Source organism: Bordetella genomosp. 2, assembly GCF_002261345.1.
Lineage (GTDB): Bacteria > Pseudomonadota > Gammaproteobacteria > Burkholderiales > Burkholderiaceae_B > Bordetella_A.
Map to the genome: position 1 here is coordinate 935,276 of NZ_NEVT01000003.1, position 19,512 is coordinate 954,787.

The 19,512-nt window shown below is 69.1% G+C and carries 21 protein-coding genes; 14 read left to right on the forward strand and 7 right to left on the reverse strand.

All coding sequences use genetic code 11. The features are described 5' to 3' along the window. Positions 1-2 precede the first annotated feature (2 nt). Positions 3-1,346, forward strand: coding sequence for a tryptophan--tRNA ligase (locus CAL24_RS06550; RefSeq protein WP_028354281.1), 1,344 nt, complete (start codon positions 3-5; stop codon positions 1,344-1,346). Between the two features lie 4 nt (positions 1,347-1,350). On the opposite strand, the gene CAL24_RS06555 is transcribed toward CAL24_RS06550, so the two are convergent. Beyond that, a complete protein-coding gene (locus CAL24_RS06555; RefSeq protein ID WP_028354280.1) occupies positions 1,351-1,857 on the reverse strand; it encodes a hypothetical protein in 507 nt (168 codons plus the stop codon). 240 nt (positions 1,858-2,097) lie between these two features. Between CAL24_RS06555 and CAL24_RS06560 the strand changes: the two genes are divergently transcribed. Further along, positions 2,098-2,808, forward strand: coding sequence for an ArsR/SmtB family transcription factor (locus tag CAL24_RS06560; protein WP_028354279.1), 711 nt, complete (start codon positions 2,098-2,100; stop codon positions 2,806-2,808). A gap of 149 nt (positions 2,809-2,957) precedes the next feature. Beyond that, positions 2,958-3,260, forward strand: a complete 303-nt coding sequence (locus CAL24_RS06565; RefSeq protein ID WP_028354278.1) for a hypothetical protein — start codon at positions 2,958-2,960, stop codon at positions 3,258-3,260. 22 nt (positions 3,261-3,282) lie between these two features. Here the strand turns inward: CAL24_RS06565 and CAL24_RS06570 are convergent, their stop codons facing one another. Continuing rightward, positions 3,283-3,756, reverse strand: coding sequence for a BON domain-containing protein (locus CAL24_RS06570; protein WP_038853428.1), 474 nt, complete (start codon positions 3,754-3,756; stop codon positions 3,283-3,285). Positions 3,757-3,871: 115 nt separating this feature from the next. Beyond that, entirely contained in the window at positions 3,872-6,241 is a 2,370-nt protein-coding gene (gene tex, locus CAL24_RS06575; protein ID WP_028354277.1) for an RNA-binding transcriptional accessory protein Tex, read from the reverse strand. A 141-nt stretch (positions 6,242-6,382) separates the two neighbouring features. Here tex and CAL24_RS06580 point away from each other — a divergent pair, with 141 nt between their 5' ends. Then, on the forward strand, positions 6,383-8,464 hold the full coding sequence (locus CAL24_RS06580; RefSeq protein ID WP_028354276.1) for an ATP-dependent DNA helicase: 2,082 nt from the start codon (positions 6,383-6,385) through the stop codon (positions 8,462-8,464). Between the two features lie 25 nt (positions 8,465-8,489). Here the strand turns inward: CAL24_RS06580 and CAL24_RS06585 are convergent, their stop codons facing one another. After that, positions 8,490-9,284 carry an outer membrane protein assembly factor BamD gene (locus tag CAL24_RS06585; RefSeq protein ID WP_028354275.1) on the reverse strand — a complete coding sequence of 265 codons (795 nt, stop codon included), beginning with the start codon at positions 9,282-9,284 and terminating at the stop codon, positions 8,490-8,492. A gap of 108 nt (positions 9,285-9,392) precedes the next feature. Between CAL24_RS06585 and CAL24_RS06590 the strand changes: the two genes are divergently transcribed. The 10 genes from CAL24_RS06590 (at position 9,393) to CAL24_RS06635 (ending at position 18,630) form a co-directional block, all read left to right on the forward strand. Beyond that, positions 9,393-10,364 (forward strand): RluA family pseudouridine synthase, encoded by a 972-nt coding sequence (locus CAL24_RS06590; protein ID WP_028354274.1) that lies wholly within the window; start codon positions 9,393-9,395, stop codon positions 10,362-10,364. Then, positions 10,352-11,107 (forward strand): peptidoglycan editing factor PgeF, encoded by a 756-nt coding sequence (pgeF, locus tag CAL24_RS06595; RefSeq protein ID WP_028354273.1) that lies wholly within the window; start codon positions 10,352-10,354, stop codon positions 11,105-11,107. Before CAL24_RS06590 ends, pgeF begins: the two co-directional genes overlap by 13 nt. Before the next feature lie 180 nt (positions 11,108-11,287). Continuing rightward, positions 11,288-12,910 (forward strand): class I poly(R)-hydroxyalkanoic acid synthase, encoded by a 1,623-nt coding sequence (gene phaC / locus CAL24_RS06600; protein WP_028354272.1) that lies wholly within the window; start codon positions 11,288-11,290, stop codon positions 12,908-12,910. Between the two features lie 71 nt (positions 12,911-12,981). Further along, positions 12,982-13,719 (forward strand): acetoacetyl-CoA reductase, encoded by a 738-nt coding sequence (gene phbB, locus CAL24_RS06605; protein WP_028354271.1) that lies wholly within the window; start codon positions 12,982-12,984, stop codon positions 13,717-13,719. Between the two features lie 91 nt (positions 13,720-13,810). Then, positions 13,811-14,380, forward strand: coding sequence for a polyhydroxyalkanoate synthesis repressor PhaR (gene phaR, locus CAL24_RS06610; protein ID WP_028354270.1), 570 nt, complete (start codon positions 13,811-13,813; stop codon positions 14,378-14,380). Positions 14,381-14,522: 142 nt separating this feature from the next. Next, complete coding sequence (locus CAL24_RS06615) at positions 14,523-15,059, forward strand: iron transporter (RefSeq protein ID WP_028354269.1); 537 nt, start codon at positions 14,523-14,525, stop codon at positions 15,057-15,059. After that, positions 15,059-15,415: a cupredoxin domain-containing protein gene (locus CAL24_RS06620; RefSeq protein ID WP_038853426.1), complete on the forward strand. Its 357-nt coding sequence runs from the start codon at positions 15,059-15,061 to the stop codon at positions 15,413-15,415. The genes CAL24_RS06615 and CAL24_RS06620 overlap by 1 nt, the downstream gene beginning before the upstream one ends. Positions 15,416-15,425: 10 nt before the next feature. After that, complete coding sequence (locus CAL24_RS06625; RefSeq protein WP_094806099.1) at positions 15,426-16,262, forward strand: FTR1 family iron permease; 837 nt, start codon at positions 15,426-15,428, stop codon at positions 16,260-16,262. 57 nt (positions 16,263-16,319) lie between these two features. Beyond that, the gene (locus CAL24_RS06630; RefSeq protein ID WP_028354266.1) at positions 16,320-17,699 is read left to right on the forward strand and encodes a 4Fe-4S binding protein; all 1,380 of its coding nucleotides are present in this window, start codon (positions 16,320-16,322) and stop codon (positions 17,697-17,699) included. Positions 17,700-17,754: 55 nt separating this feature from the next. Continuing rightward, complete coding sequence (locus tag CAL24_RS06635; protein WP_028354265.1) at positions 17,755-18,630, forward strand: PhzF family phenazine biosynthesis protein; 876 nt, start codon at positions 17,755-17,757, stop codon at positions 18,628-18,630. A 14-nt stretch (positions 18,631-18,644) separates the two neighbouring features. Here the strand turns inward: CAL24_RS06635 and CAL24_RS06640 are convergent, their stop codons facing one another. The 3 genes from CAL24_RS06640 to CAL24_RS06650 form a co-directional block, all read right to left on the reverse strand. After that, a complete protein-coding gene (locus tag CAL24_RS06640; protein WP_028354264.1) occupies positions 18,645-18,983 on the reverse strand; it encodes a BON domain-containing protein in 339 nt (112 codons plus the stop codon). A 65-nt stretch (positions 18,984-19,048) separates the two neighbouring features. Next, positions 19,049-19,213, reverse strand: coding sequence for a DUF1328 family protein (locus tag CAL24_RS06645; RefSeq protein ID WP_028354263.1), 165 nt, complete (start codon positions 19,211-19,213; stop codon positions 19,049-19,051). Between the two features lie 27 nt (positions 19,214-19,240). After that, the gene (locus CAL24_RS06650) at positions 19,241-19,441 is read right to left on the reverse strand and encodes a CsbD family protein (protein ID WP_028354262.1); all 201 of its coding nucleotides are present in this window, start codon (positions 19,439-19,441) and stop codon (positions 19,241-19,243) included. Between the last annotated feature and the right edge of the window lie 71 nt (positions 19,442-19,512).

Consider the following 19,512-nt stretch of genomic DNA (forward strand, 5'->3'; position numbering starts at 1 on the left):
TCATGAGTACCCGCGTTCTTACCGGCATCACCACCACCGGCACCCCTCATCTCGGCAATTACGCCGGCGCCATCCGCCCCGCCATCCAGGCCAGCCGGCAGCCCGGCATCGACGGGTTCTATTTCATGGCCGACTATCACGCGCTGATCAAGTGCGACGATCCGGCCCGCGTGGCCCGCTCGCGCCTCGAACTGGCGGCGACCTGGCTGGCGGCCGGCCTGGACACGGAGCGCGTCACGTTCTACCGCCAATCGGACATTCCCGAGATCCCGGAACTGTGCTGGCTGCTGACCTGCGTGACCGCCAAGGGGCTGATGAACCGGGCGCATGCCTATAAGGCCTCGGTGGACCAGAACGCCGCCAAGGGCGTCGATCCCGACGACGGCATCACGATGGGCCTGTTTTCGTACCCGATCCTGATGGCGGCCGACATCCTGCTGTTCAACGCGCACAAAGTGCCGGTGGGACGCGACCAGATCCAGCACCTGGAGATGGCGCGCGACATCGCGCAGCGCTTCAACCATTTGTACGGACGCGAGTATTTCGTGCTGCCGGAAGTGGTCATCGAGGAAGAGGTGGCGACGCTGCCGGGCCTGGACGGCCGCAAGATGTCCAAGAGCTACAACAACACGATTCCGTTGTTCGAGGGCGGCGCGGCCGCGCTGCGCGCGGCGGTGATGCGTATCGTGACGGACTCGCGCCAGCCCGGCGAACCCAAGGATGCGGAGGCCTCGCACCTGTACACGCTGTACCGCGCGTTCTCGACGCCGGCCGAATCGGCGGCGTTCCGCGCGCAGCTCGAGGAGGGCCTGGGCTGGGGCGATGCCAAGCAGGCGCTTTGCGAGCGTATCGAGCGCGACCTGGCGCCGATGCGCGAACGTTACCAAGACCTGATCGCCAACCCCGGCCGCATCGAAGAGATCCTCCAGGCCGGCGCGCAGAAGGCCCGCAAGCTGGCCACGCCGTTCATCGCGGAATTGCGCGAGGCGGTGGGCCTGCGCACGCTGGGGGCCGCCCAGGCGACCGGCAAGGCCGCCAGGAAATCCGGCAAGTCGGCCCGCTTCGTCAGTTTCCGCGATGACGACGGCCGCTTCCGCTTCCGCCTGCTGGCGGCCGATGGCCAGGAACTGTTGCGCTCCGCCGGCTTCGATAACCCCAAGGAAGCCGGCGCGTTGATGCAGCGCCTGCAGGCCGGCGCGGCGGATTCACTGCGCGCCGACGGCCTGGCCTATGCGGCGGTGCTGGATGGCGAGCCGGTGGCTCATGGGCCGGCGGCGGCCGATGCCGCGCAGCGCGACGCGCTGATCGAGCAGACGCGCCAGGCGCTGGCCGCGCTGGGCGGCTGAGCACTCAGCGCGTGGCGGCCGCGACGATGCGGCCGTCCCGCACCTGGAAGCGCGGCGGGTTGCCCTGGCCGGCGATCTCCAGCACGTCGCCGTTCGCATAGCCGACCACGGCGGGGCAGTCCAGCCATTCCGGATTGATGAACGGGAAATACCGCAGCGTGCCGCTGCCCTGGCTGGCGAATTCGAAGGTGGTATTGGCCACCACTTCAGGGTCCCACTGGCTGGCGTCGAACACCATCGCGCAGTGCGCGCCGATGCGATACGTGATGCTGGCGCCCATGCTGGCAAAGCCCAGCGCGCCGGCGTGCAGGCTGGCGCCATTGACCAGTTCCACCAGGCGTGCGCCGAGGCGTTCCAGGGTGATCTGCTTGAAAGACACCTGCACGCCGTCCGGCACCAGATGGGCATACTGGCCCAGCGTGACCTCGTCGTAGCTCGCGCTGGAACTCAGGGTGGCGGCGTCTACGGTTTGCGACGCGTTGGCCGCGAGCGCAAGCGTGTTGCTTCGCATGATGAAAGAGTCTCCGGGATATCGGGGCGCAGCCGGATACCGCATGCTGACACCGGGATGGGGCAGCGGATTTTATTGTTTTGATACAAAAAGATATTTTCACTTAATTACGGCCGTCTGGCTGCTCTTTTCGCCCTGGCGCGCCTAGGGATAACCCGGCCAGCTCTCCTCATGTTTCGGCCGGCGTCGAATCGTGGCGCCCCGGCATGCGATAGAGTGAGGGTTCCCAGGAGTTGCGCGATGTCCTACCAACCGGGCTTTTCCGCCACCGCTTTTCTGCTGGCCGACCATGCGCGGGCCGCCATGCTGGCCGAGCTGCTCGACGGCCGCGCACTGCCCGCCGGCGAATTGGCCCGCACGGCGGGCGTCACCGCGCAGACGGCCAGTTCGCACCTGGCCAAGCTGCTCGACGGCGGGCTGCTCGCCGTGGAAACCGAAGGGCGCCACCGCTATTACCGCCTGGCGGGCGCGCATGTGGCGCGCATGCTGGAAAGCCTGTCGGCAATGCAGCCGGAGCGTCCCGCGGCGCGCAAGGCGCTCAGTCCGCAGGCGCGCGAGTTCCGCTTCTGCCGGCGCTGCTATGACCACCTGGCCGGGCAACTGGGGGTGGCCATCACCCAGGCCCTGCAGGCGCGCGCCTATCTGGCCGCGGCGCCGGACAAGCAGTTCGACGTCACGCCGGCCGGCGCCGCCTGGTTCAGCGGCATCGGCATCGACCTGGACCGCATCCAGCCGACGCGCCGCGGGCTGGCGCGCCAGTGCCTGGACTGCACCGAACGGCGCCATCACCTGGCCGGGCCGCTGGGCGTGGCCTTGCTTGCCGCACTGTGCGACCACGGCTGGCTGCGCAAGGATGCCCACTCGCGCGCGATCAAAGTCACGCCGCAGGGATGGCGCTGGCTGGGCGAACAACTGGGCCTGCAGGCCCCTTCGCTGCCCCTGGCCGCCTGAGCGGCGCGGCGGACGCCGCCGTTGCTGAAAGTTCTACTGGCCGCCGCAATTTTTACGCCGCCTGCGGCGCCGGCTGGCCGGCCGGGTACATGATGTGCTGGTCGACGGCTTGCCTGCCGCCATTCCGGCGGTCACGCCCAGGAGGACATATGCCCCGCTCTCCCCAATCTCCGACCGGCCGCGCGGCGCGTTCCGGCCCGTCCGGCGACGCCACGCCGGCCGACGATTACGAATTCCGGCATTCCGGGCGCCGCGCCGCCGGCCACGGCGGCGGCGCGCTGGACCCGGCGGCGCAAGCCCCCGACGATGCGGCGGGCCGGCCGTCGGGCGACGCCAGCATGGGCGGCCGCGGCCATACGCCGCAACGGTCCGTCAAGCGCGAAACCGACGAGGAGCTGGAGGGGCGCTCCGGCCCCTATGTGCGCAGCGGCGAGCGCGGCCGGTCCAAGTAGGCTGCGCGGCCGCGCGGGCGCGTCAGGTCGGCGCGCCGCCCTGCAACTCCGGCGTATTGCCCGGCGAGTCGTGGACTTCCATCTGGTCGTGCACGCGCCGCACCCCGGTCATGTGAGTCACCGCGGTGATGAGCGCGTCGCGCTCGGCCGCCAGGATATGGCCGCCCAGGGTGACTTCGCCCGCGGCGACCAGCACGCGGACCGCGCCGGGGTGGCTCACCAGGCGCCCGAGCTGTGCGCGCACACGCTCGCCCAGCTGGTGGTCGCTGGCGGGCTGGTCCAGGCCCAGCCCGGAACGTACGCCGGCCGTCCAGCCGTGCAGGTGGTCGGCCGCCTGCTTGCCTTCCGCCAGCAGGCAGTCGGCGGCATCGTTGCGCAAGGCCGTCATTTTGTCGCAGAGCAGCGCGCGGCGCCGCCGTCCCGATTGGGGGTCGAGGTAATACATAGCTGCCGCGCCGAGCGCCAGCGTGGCGATGCGGTTCAGGATCTGGTTCACTTGCGTCCTCCGGGTCGGTCGGGTCGTGGCCGCGCCGGTCGGCGGGGCCGGCCGTGGTGGCACTGCGCAAGCGATGTGCCCGGCCGCGAGCGGGCCGGGCGATGTGGCGGCGGCCTCAGCGCTTGAGGCGGGCGAAGGCGTCGGCCATGGCGCTGTTGCGCGGCTCGGCGCGGCCGGCATCGGCCTGCGGACGCCGGCCGGCCGGCTTTGCCGCGCCGCGCGGCGCGTCCCCGCCGCCGCGCCGGGCCGGCTGGGCGGTGTCGTTGAGCCGCATGGTCAGCGCCACGCGCTTGCGCGCCACGTCGACCTCCAGCACCTTGACAGTGACCGTCTGCCCGACCCGCACCACGTCGCGCGGGTCCTTGACGAATTTCTCGGCGAGCGCCGAGATATGCACCAGGCCATCCTGGTGCACGCCGATATCGACGAAGGCTCCGAAGTTCGCCACGTTGGTGACCACACCCTCGAGCACCATGCCGGGGTACAGGTCGTTGAGCGTTTCCACGCCGTCCTTGAACTGCGCCGTCTTGAACTCGGGGCGCGGATCGCGGCCGGGTTTCTCCAGTTCGGCGAAGATGTCGCGCACGGTGGGCAGGCCGAAGCGCTCGTCGGTGAAATCCGCCGGCGACACGCCCTTGAGTGCGTCGCGCTGGCCGATGATGTGCTGTACGTCGGCCTTGATCTTGGCCACGATGCGCTCGACCACCGGATACGCCTCGGGGTGCACGGCCGAGGCGTCGAGCGGGTTGGCGCCGTTGGGGATGCGCAGGAAGCCGGCCGCCTGCTCGAAGGCCTTGTCGCCGAAGCGCGGCACCTTGCGCAGCGTCTCGCGCGTAGGGAACGCGCCGTTCTCGTCGCGCCATGCCACGATATTCTTGGCCAGCAGCGAATTCAGCCCGGATACCCGCGCCAGCAGCGCGGCCGACGCGGTATTCACGTCCACGCCCACCGCATTGACGCAGTCCTCGACCACGGCATCGAGCGAGCGTGCCAGCTCGCGCTGGTTGACGTCGTGCTGGTACTGCCCCACGCCGATCGCCTTGGGATCGATCTTCACCAGTTCGGCCAGCGGGTCCTGCAGGCGGCGCGCGATCGACACGGCGCCGCGCAGCGTGACGTCGAGATCGGGGAATTCGAGCGCCGCGGTCTCGGAGGCGGAATATACCGAGGCGCCGGCCTCGGACACCACCACGCGCGTCAGTTTCAGGTCGGGGTACTGGCTCATCATGTCGCCGACCAGCTTCTCGCTCTCGCGCGACGCGGTGCCGTTGCCGATGGCGATCAGCTCGACCTGGTGCCGGGCCGCCAGCGCGGCCAGCGTGGCGATGGTGCCTTCGCGGTCGCGGCGCGGCTCGAACGGGTACACGGTGGCGGTGTCGACGACCTTGCCGGTGCGGTCGATGACGGCCACCTTGCAGCCGGTGCGGATGCCCGGGTCCAGGCCCAGCACGGCCTTGGGGCCGGCCGGCGCGGCCAGCAGCAGGTCTTTCAGGTTGGCGGCGAACACGCGGATGGCCTCGGCTTCGGCGCTTTCACGCAGGCGGCCGATGAGTTCGCTTTCGAACGCGGTCAGCAATTTGACGCGCCAGGTCCAGCGGCATACTTCGCCCAGCCAGCGCGCGCGGGGCGCGGCGTCCGCGGCAAACAGGCCGTTGCCCAGTTTCAGGAAAGCGGCGATGCGCGCCACGCAGGGGTGCGGGGTTTCGGCTTCCAGTTCGGCGTCCAGCCCCAGGCGCAGTTCCAGCACGCCCTGCTGGCGGCCGCGCAGCAGCGCCAGGATGCGGTGCGAGGGCAGGGTGCGCAGCGGCTCGCTGAAATCGAACCAGTCGCGGAAATTGGCGCCTTCGGTTTCCTTGCCTTCGGCCACCTTGGAATAGAGCAGGCCGGTGGACCACAGGTGTTCGCGCATGTCGGCCAGCAGGTCGGCATTTTCGGCGTAGCGTTCGGCCAGGATATCGCGCGCGCCGTCCAGCGCCGCCTTGGCGTCGTTGATCGACGCTTCCGGGTTCAGGTATTGCCCCGCCAGCGCGGCCGGATCGCAGGCCGGATCGGCCAGGATGGCGTCGGCCAGCGGTTCCAGGCCGGCCTCGCGGGCGATCTGGGCGCGGGTGCGGCGCTTGGGCTTGTAGGGCGCGTACAGGTCTTCCAGGCGCTGCTTGGTATCGGCGGCGGCAATCTCTTGTTGCAACTCGGGCGTCAGCTTGCCCTGCTGGGCGATCGAATCCAGGATGGCGCCGCGTCGCTCTTCGAGCTCGCGCAGGTAGCCCAGCCGCACTTCCAGGTTGCGCAGCACGGTGTCGTCCAGGCCGCCGGTGGCCTCTTTGCGGTAGCGGGCGATGAAGGGCACCGTGGCGCCGTCGTCGAGCAGTTCTACGGCGGCGGCCACCTGGGAGGGGCGGGTGCCGAGTTCGGTCGCCAGCTGGGCGAGGATTCGGACGTGGTCGACGCTGGGCGCAGTGCTCGTGGTGGCGGAAGTGTCGGGCATCTCGATACGACGGCAAAGGGAAAACAAGGGGCGGATTGTGCCACAAGGCGCGGCGCGGCCATCTGCGGCAGCGCTATTTTAGGCATCCCGGGCGGCCCGGGCGGGGTATCATTTGGGCCACTTCACCGTCTGCCCCGATTGATGCTGGACCTGGATATTTCCGAGTTTTTCGCCGCCCACGGCCCCCTGGCCGCGGCGCTGCCGGGCTATACGCCGCGTCCCGCCCAGGTCGAACTGGCGCAGGCCATCGGCCGCGCCATCGCGGACCGCGCCACGCTGGTGGCCGAGGCCGGCACCGGCATCGGCAAGACCTGGGCGTATCTGGTGCCGGCCTTCGCCCACGGCGGCAAGGTCATCATCTCGACCGGCACGCGCACCCTGCAAGACCAGCTGTTTGCGCGCGACCTGCCGCGCGTGCGCGCCGCGCTGGCCGCGCCGGTCACCGCGGCGCTGCTCAAGGGGCGCGCCAACTACGTGTGCCACTATCACCTCGACCGCCTGCAGGGCGACGAGCGCGCCCTGAAATCCCGCAGCGAGATGGCGCAACTGCGCCAGATACAAGTGTTCGCCGGCATCTCCAAGACCGGCGACCGGGCCGACCTGGGCAACGTGCCCGAAGACGCCGACATCTGGCAGCGCGTGACCTCCACCCGCGAGAACTGCCTGGGCCAGGAATGCCCGCGCATCCGCGACTGCTTCGTGGTGAAAGCGCGCCGCCAGGCCCAGGACGCGGACGTGGTGGTGGTCAATCATGCGTTGTTCATGGCCGACCTGGTCCTGCGCGAAGAGGGCGTCACCGATCTGCTGCCCGAGGCCGACACCGTGATCTTCGATGAGGCGCATCAATTGCCCGATACCGCCACGCGGTTCCTGGGCAGCAGCGTGTCGACGCACCAATTGCTCGACTTCGGCCGCGCCCTCGAGGCCGCCGGCCTGGCCTATGCGCGCGAGGCCGCCAAATGGAGCGAGGTCAGCCGCCAGGTCGAGACCGCCGCGCGCGAGCTGCGCCTGGCCTGCGCGCCGCTGGACCAGCTGCCGGGCCGCAAGGCCACCTTCGAGGCCATCCCCGACGCCGAGCAGTTCGACGTCGCGCTGGCGGCGCTGCGGCAGGCGGTCGATGCCGCCACCCGCGCCCTGGGGGCGGTGGCGGAAAAGCATCCCGACCTGGCCGCGGCCGCCCGCGGCGGCGCCGAGATCTCGCTGCGGCTGGCGCGCTGGGCCACGCCCGGGCGCGATGGCGCGGCGACGGATGAAGGATGGGGCCAGGACGTGCACGCGCCGGCGCCGGCCGGCACGGACGGCCCGCCGCTGGCCCAGGCCCTGCTGCAAGGCGCTGCCGCGGCGGCCGACCACGGCGGCCCGGCGGTGCGCTGGGTCGAGCACGGGCTGCATCATGTGCGGCTGCATTCGGCGCCCCTGTCGGTGGCGCAGGCGTTTTCGCGGTTCCGCAAGCCGGGCCAGGCGTGGGTGCTCACGTCGGCCACTTTGTCCGTGCACGGCGATTTCGGCCATTTCACGCGCCAGCTGGGGCTCGACGACGCCCGCACCGGCCGCTGGGAGTCGCCGTTCGACTACACCGGGCAGGGCTTGCTGTTCGTGCCGCGCGACATGCCCGAGCCGCAGTCGCCGCGCTTTGCCGAGCGTTTCGTGCAGACGCTGGTGCCGCTGCTCGAGGCCAGCCCGAGCGGCGCGCTGGTGTTGTGCACCACGTTGCGCGCGGTCGACCGCGTCGCCACGTTGCTGGCCGATGCGTTCGACGACCAGGGCCACGACTGGCCCCTGCTCAAGCAGGGCGATGCGACGCGCCGCGAGCTGCTGGAACGCTTTTGCAAACTGGATCACCCGATCCTGGTGGGCAGCGCCAGTTTCTGGGAAGGCATCGACCTGCCGGGCGACGTGCTGACGCTGGTGGCGATCGACAAGCTGCCCTTCGCGCCGCCGGACGATCCGGTCATCGAGGCGCGGCTGCGCGCCTGCCGGGTGCGCGGCGGCAATCCGTTCGCCGAATACCAGTTGCCCGAGGCGGCCATTTCGCTCAAGCAGGGCGCGGGCCGGCTGATCCGCACCGAACGGGACTGGGGCGTATTGATGGTGGGCGACGCGCGCCTGGTCGAAAAACCCTATGGCAAGCGCTTGTGGCGCGGGCTGCCGCCGTTCTCGCGCACGCGCGAGCTCGACGAGGTGCTGGCGTTCTATGCGCGGCGCCAGCAGGCGGCCGCGTAGCGCAGGCCGTTCGCGCCGCGGCGTTTCACCGCCACGAGAACGGGTTCCACCAGGTCTTGTCGGTGAGCAGCTTCGATTCGTCGTAGGAGCTGTTCGGGAAGTTGGTTTCCAGCACGCGCTGCGCGTCGTTCTTGAGGTCGGTCATGCCGAGCTTGTCGTACGAAGCGACCAGGATGTACAGCGCCTCTTCGGCCGCCGGCGCGCCTTCGAAATCCGTGATGACGGTCTGGGCGCGATTGGCGGCGGCCACGTACGCGCCGCGTTCGTAGTAATAGCGCGCCACGTAGACTTCGTTCATGGCGATCGCGTTGACCAGCCACGTGACGCGCTTCTCGGCGTCCGGCGTGTACTTGCTGGCGGGATAGCGCTTGATCAGTTCGTTGAACGCCTCGTAGGACGCGCGCAGACCCTTGGGATCGCGCTCGGCCGGGTCCTGCCCCGTAAGGTTGCTCATGAAGGCGCTGGCCGGCGTGAAGTTGATCAGGCCCTTCAGGTACAGCATGTAGTCGGTGCCCGGGTGGTTGGGGTACATCTGCTGGAAGCGGTCGATGGCGGCCAGGGCCTGCTCGTTTTCGCCATCCTTCCAGTTGACGTAGGCCAGGTCGATGAGCGCCTGCTGGGCGTACACGCCGAACGGGTAGCGGCTTTCGATGGCCGTCAGGCGTTCGCGGGCTTCGCTCCAGGCGCCGGCCGCGGTCTCGGCCTTGGCGTCAGCATAGAGCTGCTCGGCGCTCCAGCCTGCCGTCTTGTCATATTTCGTGTCAGTGCCGCTGCATCCTGCGATGGCCAGGGCGACAGACAGCGCGGCGGCCGTACGCAGGAGCGACCCGCGACGAGCAGGGCGGTTCGGAGAGGCAGCGGTGAGGAAAGTCACGAGCTTGGTTTCCTTGGTGTTAGGATGGCACGCTGAATTATATGATTTGTCCACATGCCCCACACAGACGCCCCTGCCGCCGCGCCGGCCGGCCTCGCGGCGGATGACGAGCCCCAGTTCATCACCGTGCCCGCCGGCACCCGCGCCGACCGCCTCGACAAGATCCTGGCCGCCTTGCTGGGAGGGCATTCGCGCAGCCGCCTGCAGGGGTGGATCGAGGCCGGATGGGTGCGGGTCAACGGCGCGCCGGCCAAGGTGCGCCAGGTCGTGGGCCCGGGCGATGTGCTGGCGGTCTGGGAGCAGCCCGCGCCCGAAAGCCTCGCCTTCGCGCCCGAACCGGTGGAGTTCGCGGTGGTCGACGAAAGCGCCGACTGGATCGTGGTCGACAAGCCGGCCGGCCTGGTCACCCACCCGGGCGCCGGCAATTGGCACGGCACCTTGCTCAACGGGCTGCTGCACCGCTATCCGGAACTGGCGCACGTGGCGCGCGCCGGCATCGTCCATCGCCTCGACAAAGACACCTCCGGCCTGATGGTGGTGGCGCGCACGGAACTGGCCCAGACCCACCTGGTGCGGCAACTGCAGGCGCGCAGCATGGGACGCGAATACATCGCCCTGGCGCACGGCTGGCTGGCCGGCCCGGGCGTGGTCGAGCGCGCCATCGGCCGCGATGCGCGCGTGCCGGTGCGCATGAGCGTCGACCGCCCCATCGCGCCCAAGCCCGCAGTCACGCATTACGCGCCGGCCCGGCGGGGAACGGCCGGCGGCGGGCCGGTGACCGAGGTCGTGTGCCGCCTGGAAACCGGCCGCACGCACCAGATCCGCGTGCACCTGGCCAGCCTGGGCCATCCGCTCCTGGCCGATACGCTGTACGGCGGCGCGCCGCTCGCCGGCGCCGGCCGCCAGATGCTGCATGCGCGCGCCCTGCATTTCGACGACCCCGGCGGCCGCGGCGAACTGGGCTTCAGCGCCGCGCCGCCCGAAGACATGCGACAAGTACAGGAAACCGTGCAATGGAACGCCTGATCCACGGATTGACCGTCGTCACAGGCCCGCAGTGGCCCGGCGTGCAATATTTCTGCACCACCCGCGCCGGCGGGGTCGGCACGGCCCCGCACGACACGCTGAATCTCGGCCTGCGCGCCGACGACCGGCCCGAAGCGGTGCGGGAAAACCGCCGGCGGGTGCGGGCCGCGGTGCCCGGCGAGCCGCTCTGGCTGCGCCAGGTGCATGGCGCCGAGGTGGTCGACGCCGATGCCGGCCCGGCCGCCGAGCCGGCCGCCGACGCCAGCGTCACCGCCGCGCGCGGGCGCGTGCTGGCCGTCATGGTGGCCGATTGCCTGCCGGTCTTCATCACCGACCTGGACGGCGCCGTGGTGGGCGCGGCCCACGCCGGCTGGCGCGGCCTGGCCGGCGGCGTGCTCGAGGCCACCTTGCGCAGCCTGCGCGCCAAGGCGCCCGGCGCGCGCGGCTGGCGCGCCTGGATCGGGCCCGGCATCGGGCCGGCCGCCTTCGAGGTGGGGGACGACGTGCGCGCCGCCTTCGCGGCGGACGGCCCCGAAGCCCAGGCCCTGTTCGCGCCGCGGCCGGGCCTGCCCGGCAAATGGCTGGCCGACTTGCCGGCGCTGGCCTTGTTGCGGCTGCGCCGTGCCGGCGTCGAAGACGCGCATGCCAGCGGGTTGTGCACCGTATCGGACCCGGCGCGCTTTTTCTCGTACCGGCGCGACGGCACGACCGGCCGGATGGCCCTGCTCGCGTGGCGGGAATGAGGCCGCCGCGGCGGCGCGGCAGCGGCCGGGCGGCCCGCCGTCACACTGTCGCGGTTATCCTTGTATACCCGCATTGACAGCCCCTATGTCGCCATGCACCATCGGGCTGTCGCGCAGTCATCAACACTAGGTGCAGGCTCGCGCCAGATGCCTCGCGCCTGACCATAATATGGTGTCGAAGTGAACGCCCCTCTTTCCGCTGCATGGCCCGTTCCGGTTAGCGTGGCGCCGGACGCCCTGGCAGAAATCCAGGCCGAATTCTCGCGTGAATGGCTGCGCCTGTGCGACGACGCCCGGCGCGGCGCGCTGGCGCCTCCCGCCGACCGGCGCTTCCGCGGCCAGGCCTGGCAGGCCAGCCCCCAGCACACGCTGCTGGCGCATGCCTACCTGCTGTCGGCCCGCACGCTGTCGCGCATGGTCGATGCCGCCCAGGTGGGCGAGCCGCTGCGCAATCGGCTGCGGTTCTCCATCATGCAATGGGTCGATGCGCTGTCGCCGTCCAATTTCCTGGCGTTCAACCCCGAGGCGCAGCAAGCCGCCATCGAGACCGCCGGCCGGGCGCTCAGCGACGGCCTGGCCAACCTGATCAACGACCTGCGCAAGGGGCGCATCAGCCAGACCGACGAGACCCAGTTCGAGATCGGCCGCAACGTCGCCACCACGCCCGGGCAGGTGGTCTACCAGAACCGGCTGTTCCAGTTGATCCAGTACGCGCCCCAGACCGCCACCGTGTACGAGCGGCCGCTGGTGATCGTGCCGCCCAATATCAACAAGTTCTACATCCTCGACCTGCAGCCGGCCAATTCCTTCGTGCGCTACGCGGTGGAGCAGGGCCACACCGTCTTCATGGTTTCGTGGCGCAATCCGCTGGCTTCCGATACCGACGGCGTCGACCGCGCCACCTGGTCGCAGTATCTCGAAGAGGCCGTGCTCAAGGCGCTGGAAGTCGCCGGCGACATCACCGGCCAGCCGCAGGTCAACGCGCTGGGGTTCTGCGTCGGCGGCACGCTGCTGGCCTCGGCGCTGGCGCTGGCCCACGCGCGCGGGCAGCGGCCGGCCGCGTCGCTCACGCTGCTGACCGTGCTGCTCGATTTCCACGATACCGGCGTGCTGCAGGTGTTCGTCGACGAAGCCCACGCGCTGCTGCGCGACCAGCAACTGGGCCAGGGCGGCCTGATGGCGGGCCGCGACCTGGCCACCACCTTCTCGTTCCTGCGGCCCAACGAACTCGTCTGGAACTATGTCGTGGGCAACTACCTGAAGGGCCAGACGCCCCCGGCCTTCGACCTGCTGTTCTGGAACGGCGACAGCACCAACCTGCCGGGGCCGTTCTTCGCCTGGTATTTCCGCAATACCTATCTCGAGAACAATCTCAAGGTGCCGGGCCGCGCGCAGGCGGCGGGCACGGCGCTCGACCTCACCCGCCTGGACATGCCGGCCTATTTGTACGGCTCGCGCGAAGACCACATCGTGCCCTGGACCGCCGCCTATGCGTCCACGCAGCTGCTGCGCGGCCCGCAGCGCTTCGTGCTGGGCGCTTCCGGCCACATCGCCGGCGTGGTCAATCCGCCGGCGTCCGGGCGGCGCAGCTACTGGGTCAGCGACGATCCGGCGCTGCCCGGCGATCCGCAAGCCTGGCTGCAGCGGGCCGCGGAACACGCCGGCAGCTGGTGGCCGGACTGGTCCCGCTGGCTCGCCACGCATGCGGGCGCCTCGCGGCGCGCCCGCACGAGCCTGGGCAATGCGCGCTACCGGCCGATCGAGCCAGCCCCGGGCAGCTATGTGAAGGTCCGCGCAACTTGAGCGGCCCCCCCCGGGTCGAATGGTTTGCAGCAAGCAGTCATTTAGGCGCCTAGCGCGCAGGAGGAAGGGACATGAGCGGGAAACTGGCATACGTCACCGGAGGTATGGGCGGCATCGGCACGGCGATCTGCCGCCGGCTCGCCAAGGACGGCTTTCGCGTGGTGGCGGGCTGCGGCCCGCGCCGCAACTACCAGCAATGGCTGGATGAGCAGGCGGCGCAAGGCTATACCTTCCACGCGTCGGTCGGCAACGTCTCCGACTGGGACTCCACCGTGGCGGCCTTCGAGAAGGTGGTCGCCGAGCTCGGCCCGGTCGATGTCCTGGTGAACAACGCCGGTATCACCCGCGACGGCCTGTTCCGCAAGATGTCGGCCGACGACTGGCGCGCCGTCATCGACACCAACCTCAACAGCCTGTTCAATGTGACCAAGCAGGTCATCGACGGCATGGTCGAGCGCCAGTGGGGCCGCATCGTCAACATCAGTTCGGTCAACGGCCAGAAGGGCCAGTTCGGGCAGACCAACTATTCCACCGCCAAGGCCGGCATCCATGGTTTCACCATGGCGCTGGCCCAGGAGGTGGCCAGCAAGGGCATCACGGTCAATACCGTGTCGCCCGGTTATATCGGTACCGACATGGTGCGCGCCATCCGACCGGACGTGCTCGAGAAAATCGTCGCCACCATCCCGGTGCGCCGGCTCGGCGCGCCCGAGGAGATCGCGTCGATCACGTCTTGGCTGGTGTCCGACGAAGCGGGTTTTGCCACGGGCGCCGATTTCTCTCTCAACGGCGGCCTGCACATGGGCTGACCGCAACCGGCCGGGAGGCGCCAGGCGGCCTTTCCGGCTTACACTTGGAATAGTTCAAAGTTAAAGAGATCGCCCGATCTCGGGGACAACCATGACGCAAGCACAGAACGGCGCCAGCCTGCGCCTGATTAAAAAGTACCCCAACCGTCGGCTGTACGACACGCAGACGAGCACTTACATCACCCTGGCCGACGTCAAGCAGCTGGTGCTGGCCAACGAAGAATTCCAGGTGGTCGATGCCAAGAGCGGCGACGACCTGACGCGCAGCATCCTGCTGCAGATCATCCTCGAAGAGGAAAGCGGCGGCATGCCGATGTTCTCGTCCAACATGCTGTCGCAGATCATCCGTTTCTACGGGCATGCCATGCAGGGCATCATGGGTTCGTACCTGGAAAAGAACATCCAGGCGTTCATGGAGATCCAGCAGCGCATGGCCGAACAGTCCAAGGGCCTGTACGGCAGCCAGTTCGGCCCCGAGGCCTGGGCGCAGTTCATGAACGTGCAGACGCCCATGCTGCAGAACATGATGAACAACTACATCGACCAGAGCAAGAACCTGTTCGTGCAGATGCAAGACCAGATGCAGGACCAGACCCGGGCGATGTTCTCGTCGTTCCCGTTCACGCCGGGCAGCGGCACGCAGGGCGGCGGACGCAAATAGCGCAGGCGGGCGAGGGCCCGTGAAACCTGCTCGGCTTGCGATATGTCAGGAGCCTGTCAGGACGTTCGCGATACAGTAATGAAAACGGTTCTTGTTTATTAAACGGAACCGTTTTCTCATTCTGTATCTAGAGGCTCCGCATATGTTGAAGAAAATCCTGGCGCTGGCCGCTGGCCTGGCGCTGTCCGGTTCTGCTCTCGCCGTCGAATACCCCATCGGCGAACCCGCGCAGAAAGGCGGCATGGAAATCGGCGCGGTCTATCTGCAGCCCATCGAAATGGATCCGCCCGGCATGATGCGTCCCGCCAAGGATTCCGACGTGCACCTCGAGGCCGACATCCACGCCACGGCCGACAACAAGACCGGCTTCCCGGAAGGCGAATGGGTGCCGTACCTGGTGGTCAAGTACGAAATCCAGAAATCCGGCAGCCCGAATGTGCAGAAGGGCCTCTTGATGCCCATGGTGGCCAACGACGGCCCGCACTACGGCGACAACGTCAAGCTCGAGGGCCCCGGCAAGTACAAGCTGAAATACTTCATCGCGCCGCCCGGCGCCGACCACGCCAGCCATTTCGGCCGTCACACCGACAAGGAAACCGGCGTCGGCCCGTGGTTCGAACCGTTCGAGCTCGAGTACGAGTTCGTCTATGCCGGCACTGGCAAGAAGGGCGGGTATTGATGGCGCGCCGCCGTCCCGCCTGGCTCGCCGCGCTGGCGCTGTGCGCCGGGCTGTCGGCCGGCCTGCCCGGCGCGGCGCGGGCCGAGCTGCCCACCTTCAAGCTGACCTTCAAGCCGGACGGCACCTTCGAGCCGGCCCGGCTGGTGGTGCCGGCCGGCCGCTTCAAGATCGAACTGGTCAACGAAAGCAACGAGCCGGTCGAATTCGAAAGCATCCCCTTGCGCAAAGAGAAGGTCATGGGGCCCGGCGTGAGCTCGTTCGTGGTGATCACCATTTCGCGGCCGGGCGAATATCCCTTCTTCGATGACTTCCACCAGGACGTGCGCGGCACGCTGGTGGTGACTCCCAAGGACTGATCCGGCATTCATGGAACAGGTACTTTTCATTGTCTGGCGCGAAAGCGTCGAAGCGCTGCTCGTGGTGGGCATCCTGTATTCGTGGCTGCGCGCCGCGCCCGAGGGCCGGCGCGGCCTGCCGTACCTGTGGGGCGGCGTGGCCGCCGGCCTGGCGCTGGCCGTGGCGCTGGCACTGGTGCTGCTGGGCGTGTCGTCGTGGCTCAGCGACGAGGGGCAGGAATGGTTCCAGGCCGTCATGTCGCTGGTGGCTTGCGCCCTGGTGGTGCAGATGGTCGTCTGGATGAAAAAGCATGGGCGCACGCTCAAGCGCGATCTCGAAACCGGCGCCAGCGCCTCGGCGGCGCACGACAACTGGTGGGGCCTGCTGGTGCTGGTGATGATCGCCGTGGCGCGCGAGGGCAGCGAGACGGTGGTGTTCCTGTACGGCAGCCTGGCGGCCGGGCAGGGCGGCTCCACCGCCATGCTGGCCCTGGCCGGCGTGGCCGGCTTCGCGGTGGCGCTGCTCACGTTCTGGCTGCTGCAGCTGGGCGGCAAGCTCATCACCTGGCGGCGCTTCTTCCGCCTGACCGAAGCGCTGCTGCTGTTGCTGGCCGGCGCCTTGCTGGTGGGCGGCCTGGATCACCTGATTTCCCTGGGCGTGCTGCCCACCCTGGTCGATCCCGTCTGGGACAGCTCCTGGCTGCTCGACGACAGCAGCGGCGTGGGCAAGGTCCTGGCCGATTTCGCCGGCTATCGCGCCTACCCGGCGTTGATGTCGGTGCTGTTGTGGGTGGCGTACTGGGTGGTGGTGTGGAGCCTGTTGCGGCGTGCCGGCCGGCCCTCCAGCACGGCGGCGGTGCCCGCCTGAGGCTTTGCGTTGAACGGCCGGCGCCCTTGCCGGCCATGGCGTTTGAAGGTTGATTCGATGGCAGCCGTACTCGGGCGCTCCGCCGCCCGCTTCGCTGATTTCCTGCGCGACCACGCGCCCCTGCTGCGCAAGTTGCAGTGGTGCGTGGTCGGCGTATATGCGTTCCTGCTGATCGTGCCGGCGCTGCTGCCGCTGCCCGACAACGCGGCGTCGGTCTTCAACAACCTGACCATCCTGGCGCAGTTCGCCTTCTGGGGCATCTGGTGGCCGTTCGTGCTGGTTTCCATTCCCTTGCTGGGCCGCGCCTGGTGCGGCTGGCTCTGTCCCGAGGGCATGCTCACCGAATGGGCCAGCGAGCGCGGCCGGGGACGCTCCATTCCCAAGTGGATGCGCTGGGGCGGCTGGCCGTTCGTGGCGTTCGCGCTCACCACGGTCTATGGGCAACTGGTCAGCGTGTACCAGTATCCACTGGCGGTGCTGGCCGTGCTGGGTGGCTCCACCATGGCGGCCATGGTGGTGGGCTACCTGTACGGGCGCAACAAGCGTGTCTGGTGCAAATACCTGTGCCCGGTCAACGGCGTGTTCAACCTGCTGGCCAAGCTGGCGCCCTGGCATTTCAAGGTCGACGAAGAAGCCTGGCGGCATCCGGTGATCCGCATCGAGCCGGTCAACTGCGCGCCGCTGGTGCCGTTGCGCCACATGAAGGGCGCGGGCGATTGCCATGTCTGCGGCCGCTGCAGCGGCTACCGCGGCGCCATTGCGCTGACGCCGCGCTCGCCCGAACAGGAAATCGTCAAGATCGCCACCGGCGACGCCTGGCAGACCGCGCTGATCTGCTTCGGCCTGATGGGCATCGCCATCGGCGCGTTCCTCTGGAGCGCCAGCCCCTGGTTCGTGACCGTCAAGCAATGGGCCGCCACCTGGCTGGTCGAGCACGACATCCTGTGGCCGCTGCTCGACAACGCGCCCTGGTTCATCCTCACGCACTATCCCGAGATGAACGACAGCTTCTCGTGGCTGGACGGCGCCGGCATCCTGCTGTTCGTCGTGGGCTGCACGGTGTGCGTGGGCGGCGTGGCGTTCGCCGCGCTGTGGCTGGCCGACCGCGTCGCGCCCGCCGGCCCGGGCGGCGGCCCGCTGGCCGGCGTGCACCGGCTGGCGCAGGCGCTCATTCCCGCCGCCGGCATCGGCGTGTTCCTGGGCTTGTCGGCCACCACCGTCACGCTGCTGGGCCACGAAGGCGTGTCGACCGGCTGGGCCGACCCGGTGCGCTTCACGCTGCTGACGCTGGCGGTGGGCTGGTCGCTGCGTCTGCTGTGGCGCCTGCTGGCGCAGCGGGCCGTCGCCTGGCCGCGCAGGCTGGGCGCCTGGCTGCTGGCCGCGGCCGGCCTGGCACCGTTCTGCGCGGCCTGGGTGCTGTTCTTCGCGGTCTGGTAGGGGCGCCGCGGCGGCGTTATCATCGGCCGTCTTTCCTAGCCGCGCCGCCCTCGCCATGCCCTCCTACGCCTTCCGCCTGCTGAATGTCTTCGCCGACACCACGTTCGGCGGCAACCCCTTGTGCGTGTTCGAGGACGCGCGCGGCCTGTCCGAACAGACCATGCTGGACCTGGCGCGGCAGTTCAATCTTTCCGAGACCACGTTCGTCCTGCCCAGCGATCGCGCGAACGCGCGCGTGCGCATCTACACGCCCGGCTATGAAATGCGCTTCGCCGGCCATCCCACCCTGGGCACCGCGCACGTGGTGCGCCAGCTGGCCGGCGCGGGCGACCGCCTGGCCCTCGAATTCGCCGCCGGCGTGGTGCCGGTGAACGCGCAGGGCGATACCTGGACTTTCACCGCGCCGGCCACCGGCGCGCCCCGCACCGCGCCGGCCGCGTTGCCGGACGCCGAGATCGCCGCGCAACTGGGGCTGGACGTGGACGACCTGGCGGACGCGCCGCTGTGGGTCGATACCGGCGCCGACCAACTGTTGGTGCCCCTCAAGACGCCGGCCGCGGTGGCGCGCGCACGGCCCGACAGCAGCCGCCTGGAACAGTGGCAGCCCAGCAGCCTGGGCCGCAAGACGGCCTATGTGTTCGCCTTCGATCCCGAGCCGGGGCCCGAAGGCCGCCGCAAGGTGCGGGCGCGCTATTTCTTCACGAAAGAGGGTGGGGGCGTGGCCGAGGATCCGGGCACCGGTTCGGCCTGCGCCAACCTGGGCGGCTGGCTGGTCGCGCAGGGCGGGCCTCTGCCTGCGCGCATCCTGGTGGAACAGGGCGACCTGGTCGGCCGCCCCTGCCGCCTCTACCTGGATGTCGCGCCGGACGGCGCCATCCAGGTAGGGGGGCGGGTGATCGAGCTGGGAAGCGGCACGGTGCGCCTCCCGTAGCCCGGCCGCCGGGCTTACTTGGCCTGGGCCTTGGCGGGGTCGACCTTGATGTCGTTCTGCACTTGCTTGACGCCTTCCACGTCGCGGGCCACGCGGGCGGCCTGCTCGGTTTCGGCTTCGGTGCCCACCGTGCCCGTGAGCGTCACCGTGCCATTGTTGGTTTCGACCGCGATATCGAGCGCGCTGAGCGTCTTGTCCGCGACGAAGGCGGCCTTGACCTTGGTGGTGATGACGGCGTCCGAGGCGTACTCGCCCACCGATTGCTTGGGCGCGTCGCTCTGAGCCTGAACCGCCGTGCCGAACACGGCGCCGGCGCCCATGGCGGTGGCGACGATCAGTTTGCGCAGTTGCATAGTCGTTCTCCTTGTTGCGTTGCGGGTCGATAGGGCGGCAGCCGCTGCGAGCTGCCCCATGCGGCCTATTTTTTCCTGAAGGCGCCGCTCAGGATGGACAGCAGCGCCAGGATCAGGAACACGAAGAACAGGATCTTCGCGATCCCCGCGGCGCCGGCGGCGATGCCGCCGAAGCCCAATACCGCGGCGATGATGGCGATGATGAAGAAAACAACGGCGTAGTACAGCATGTCGTTTCTCCTCGAATGAAAGGGGGATCAGCGATTGGCGTCGAAGAAGGCCCGCACTTCTTTTTCGGCTTCTTCCTTGGTCTTGCCGTAGCGTTCCTGGATCAGGCCGGCCAGCCGTTCCGCGTTGCCCTCGGTGCGGGTCAGTTCGTCGTCGGTCAACTCGCCCCACGCGGCTTTCGCTTTACCAGTCAGCTGCTTCCACTTGCCTGCAACAATGTCGTTGTTCATGGTGGTTCTCCTGGTTGATGAGCGTGTTACCACCGTACGTGGGCCTGTGGCGCAGTGTCAAACGCCGCTGT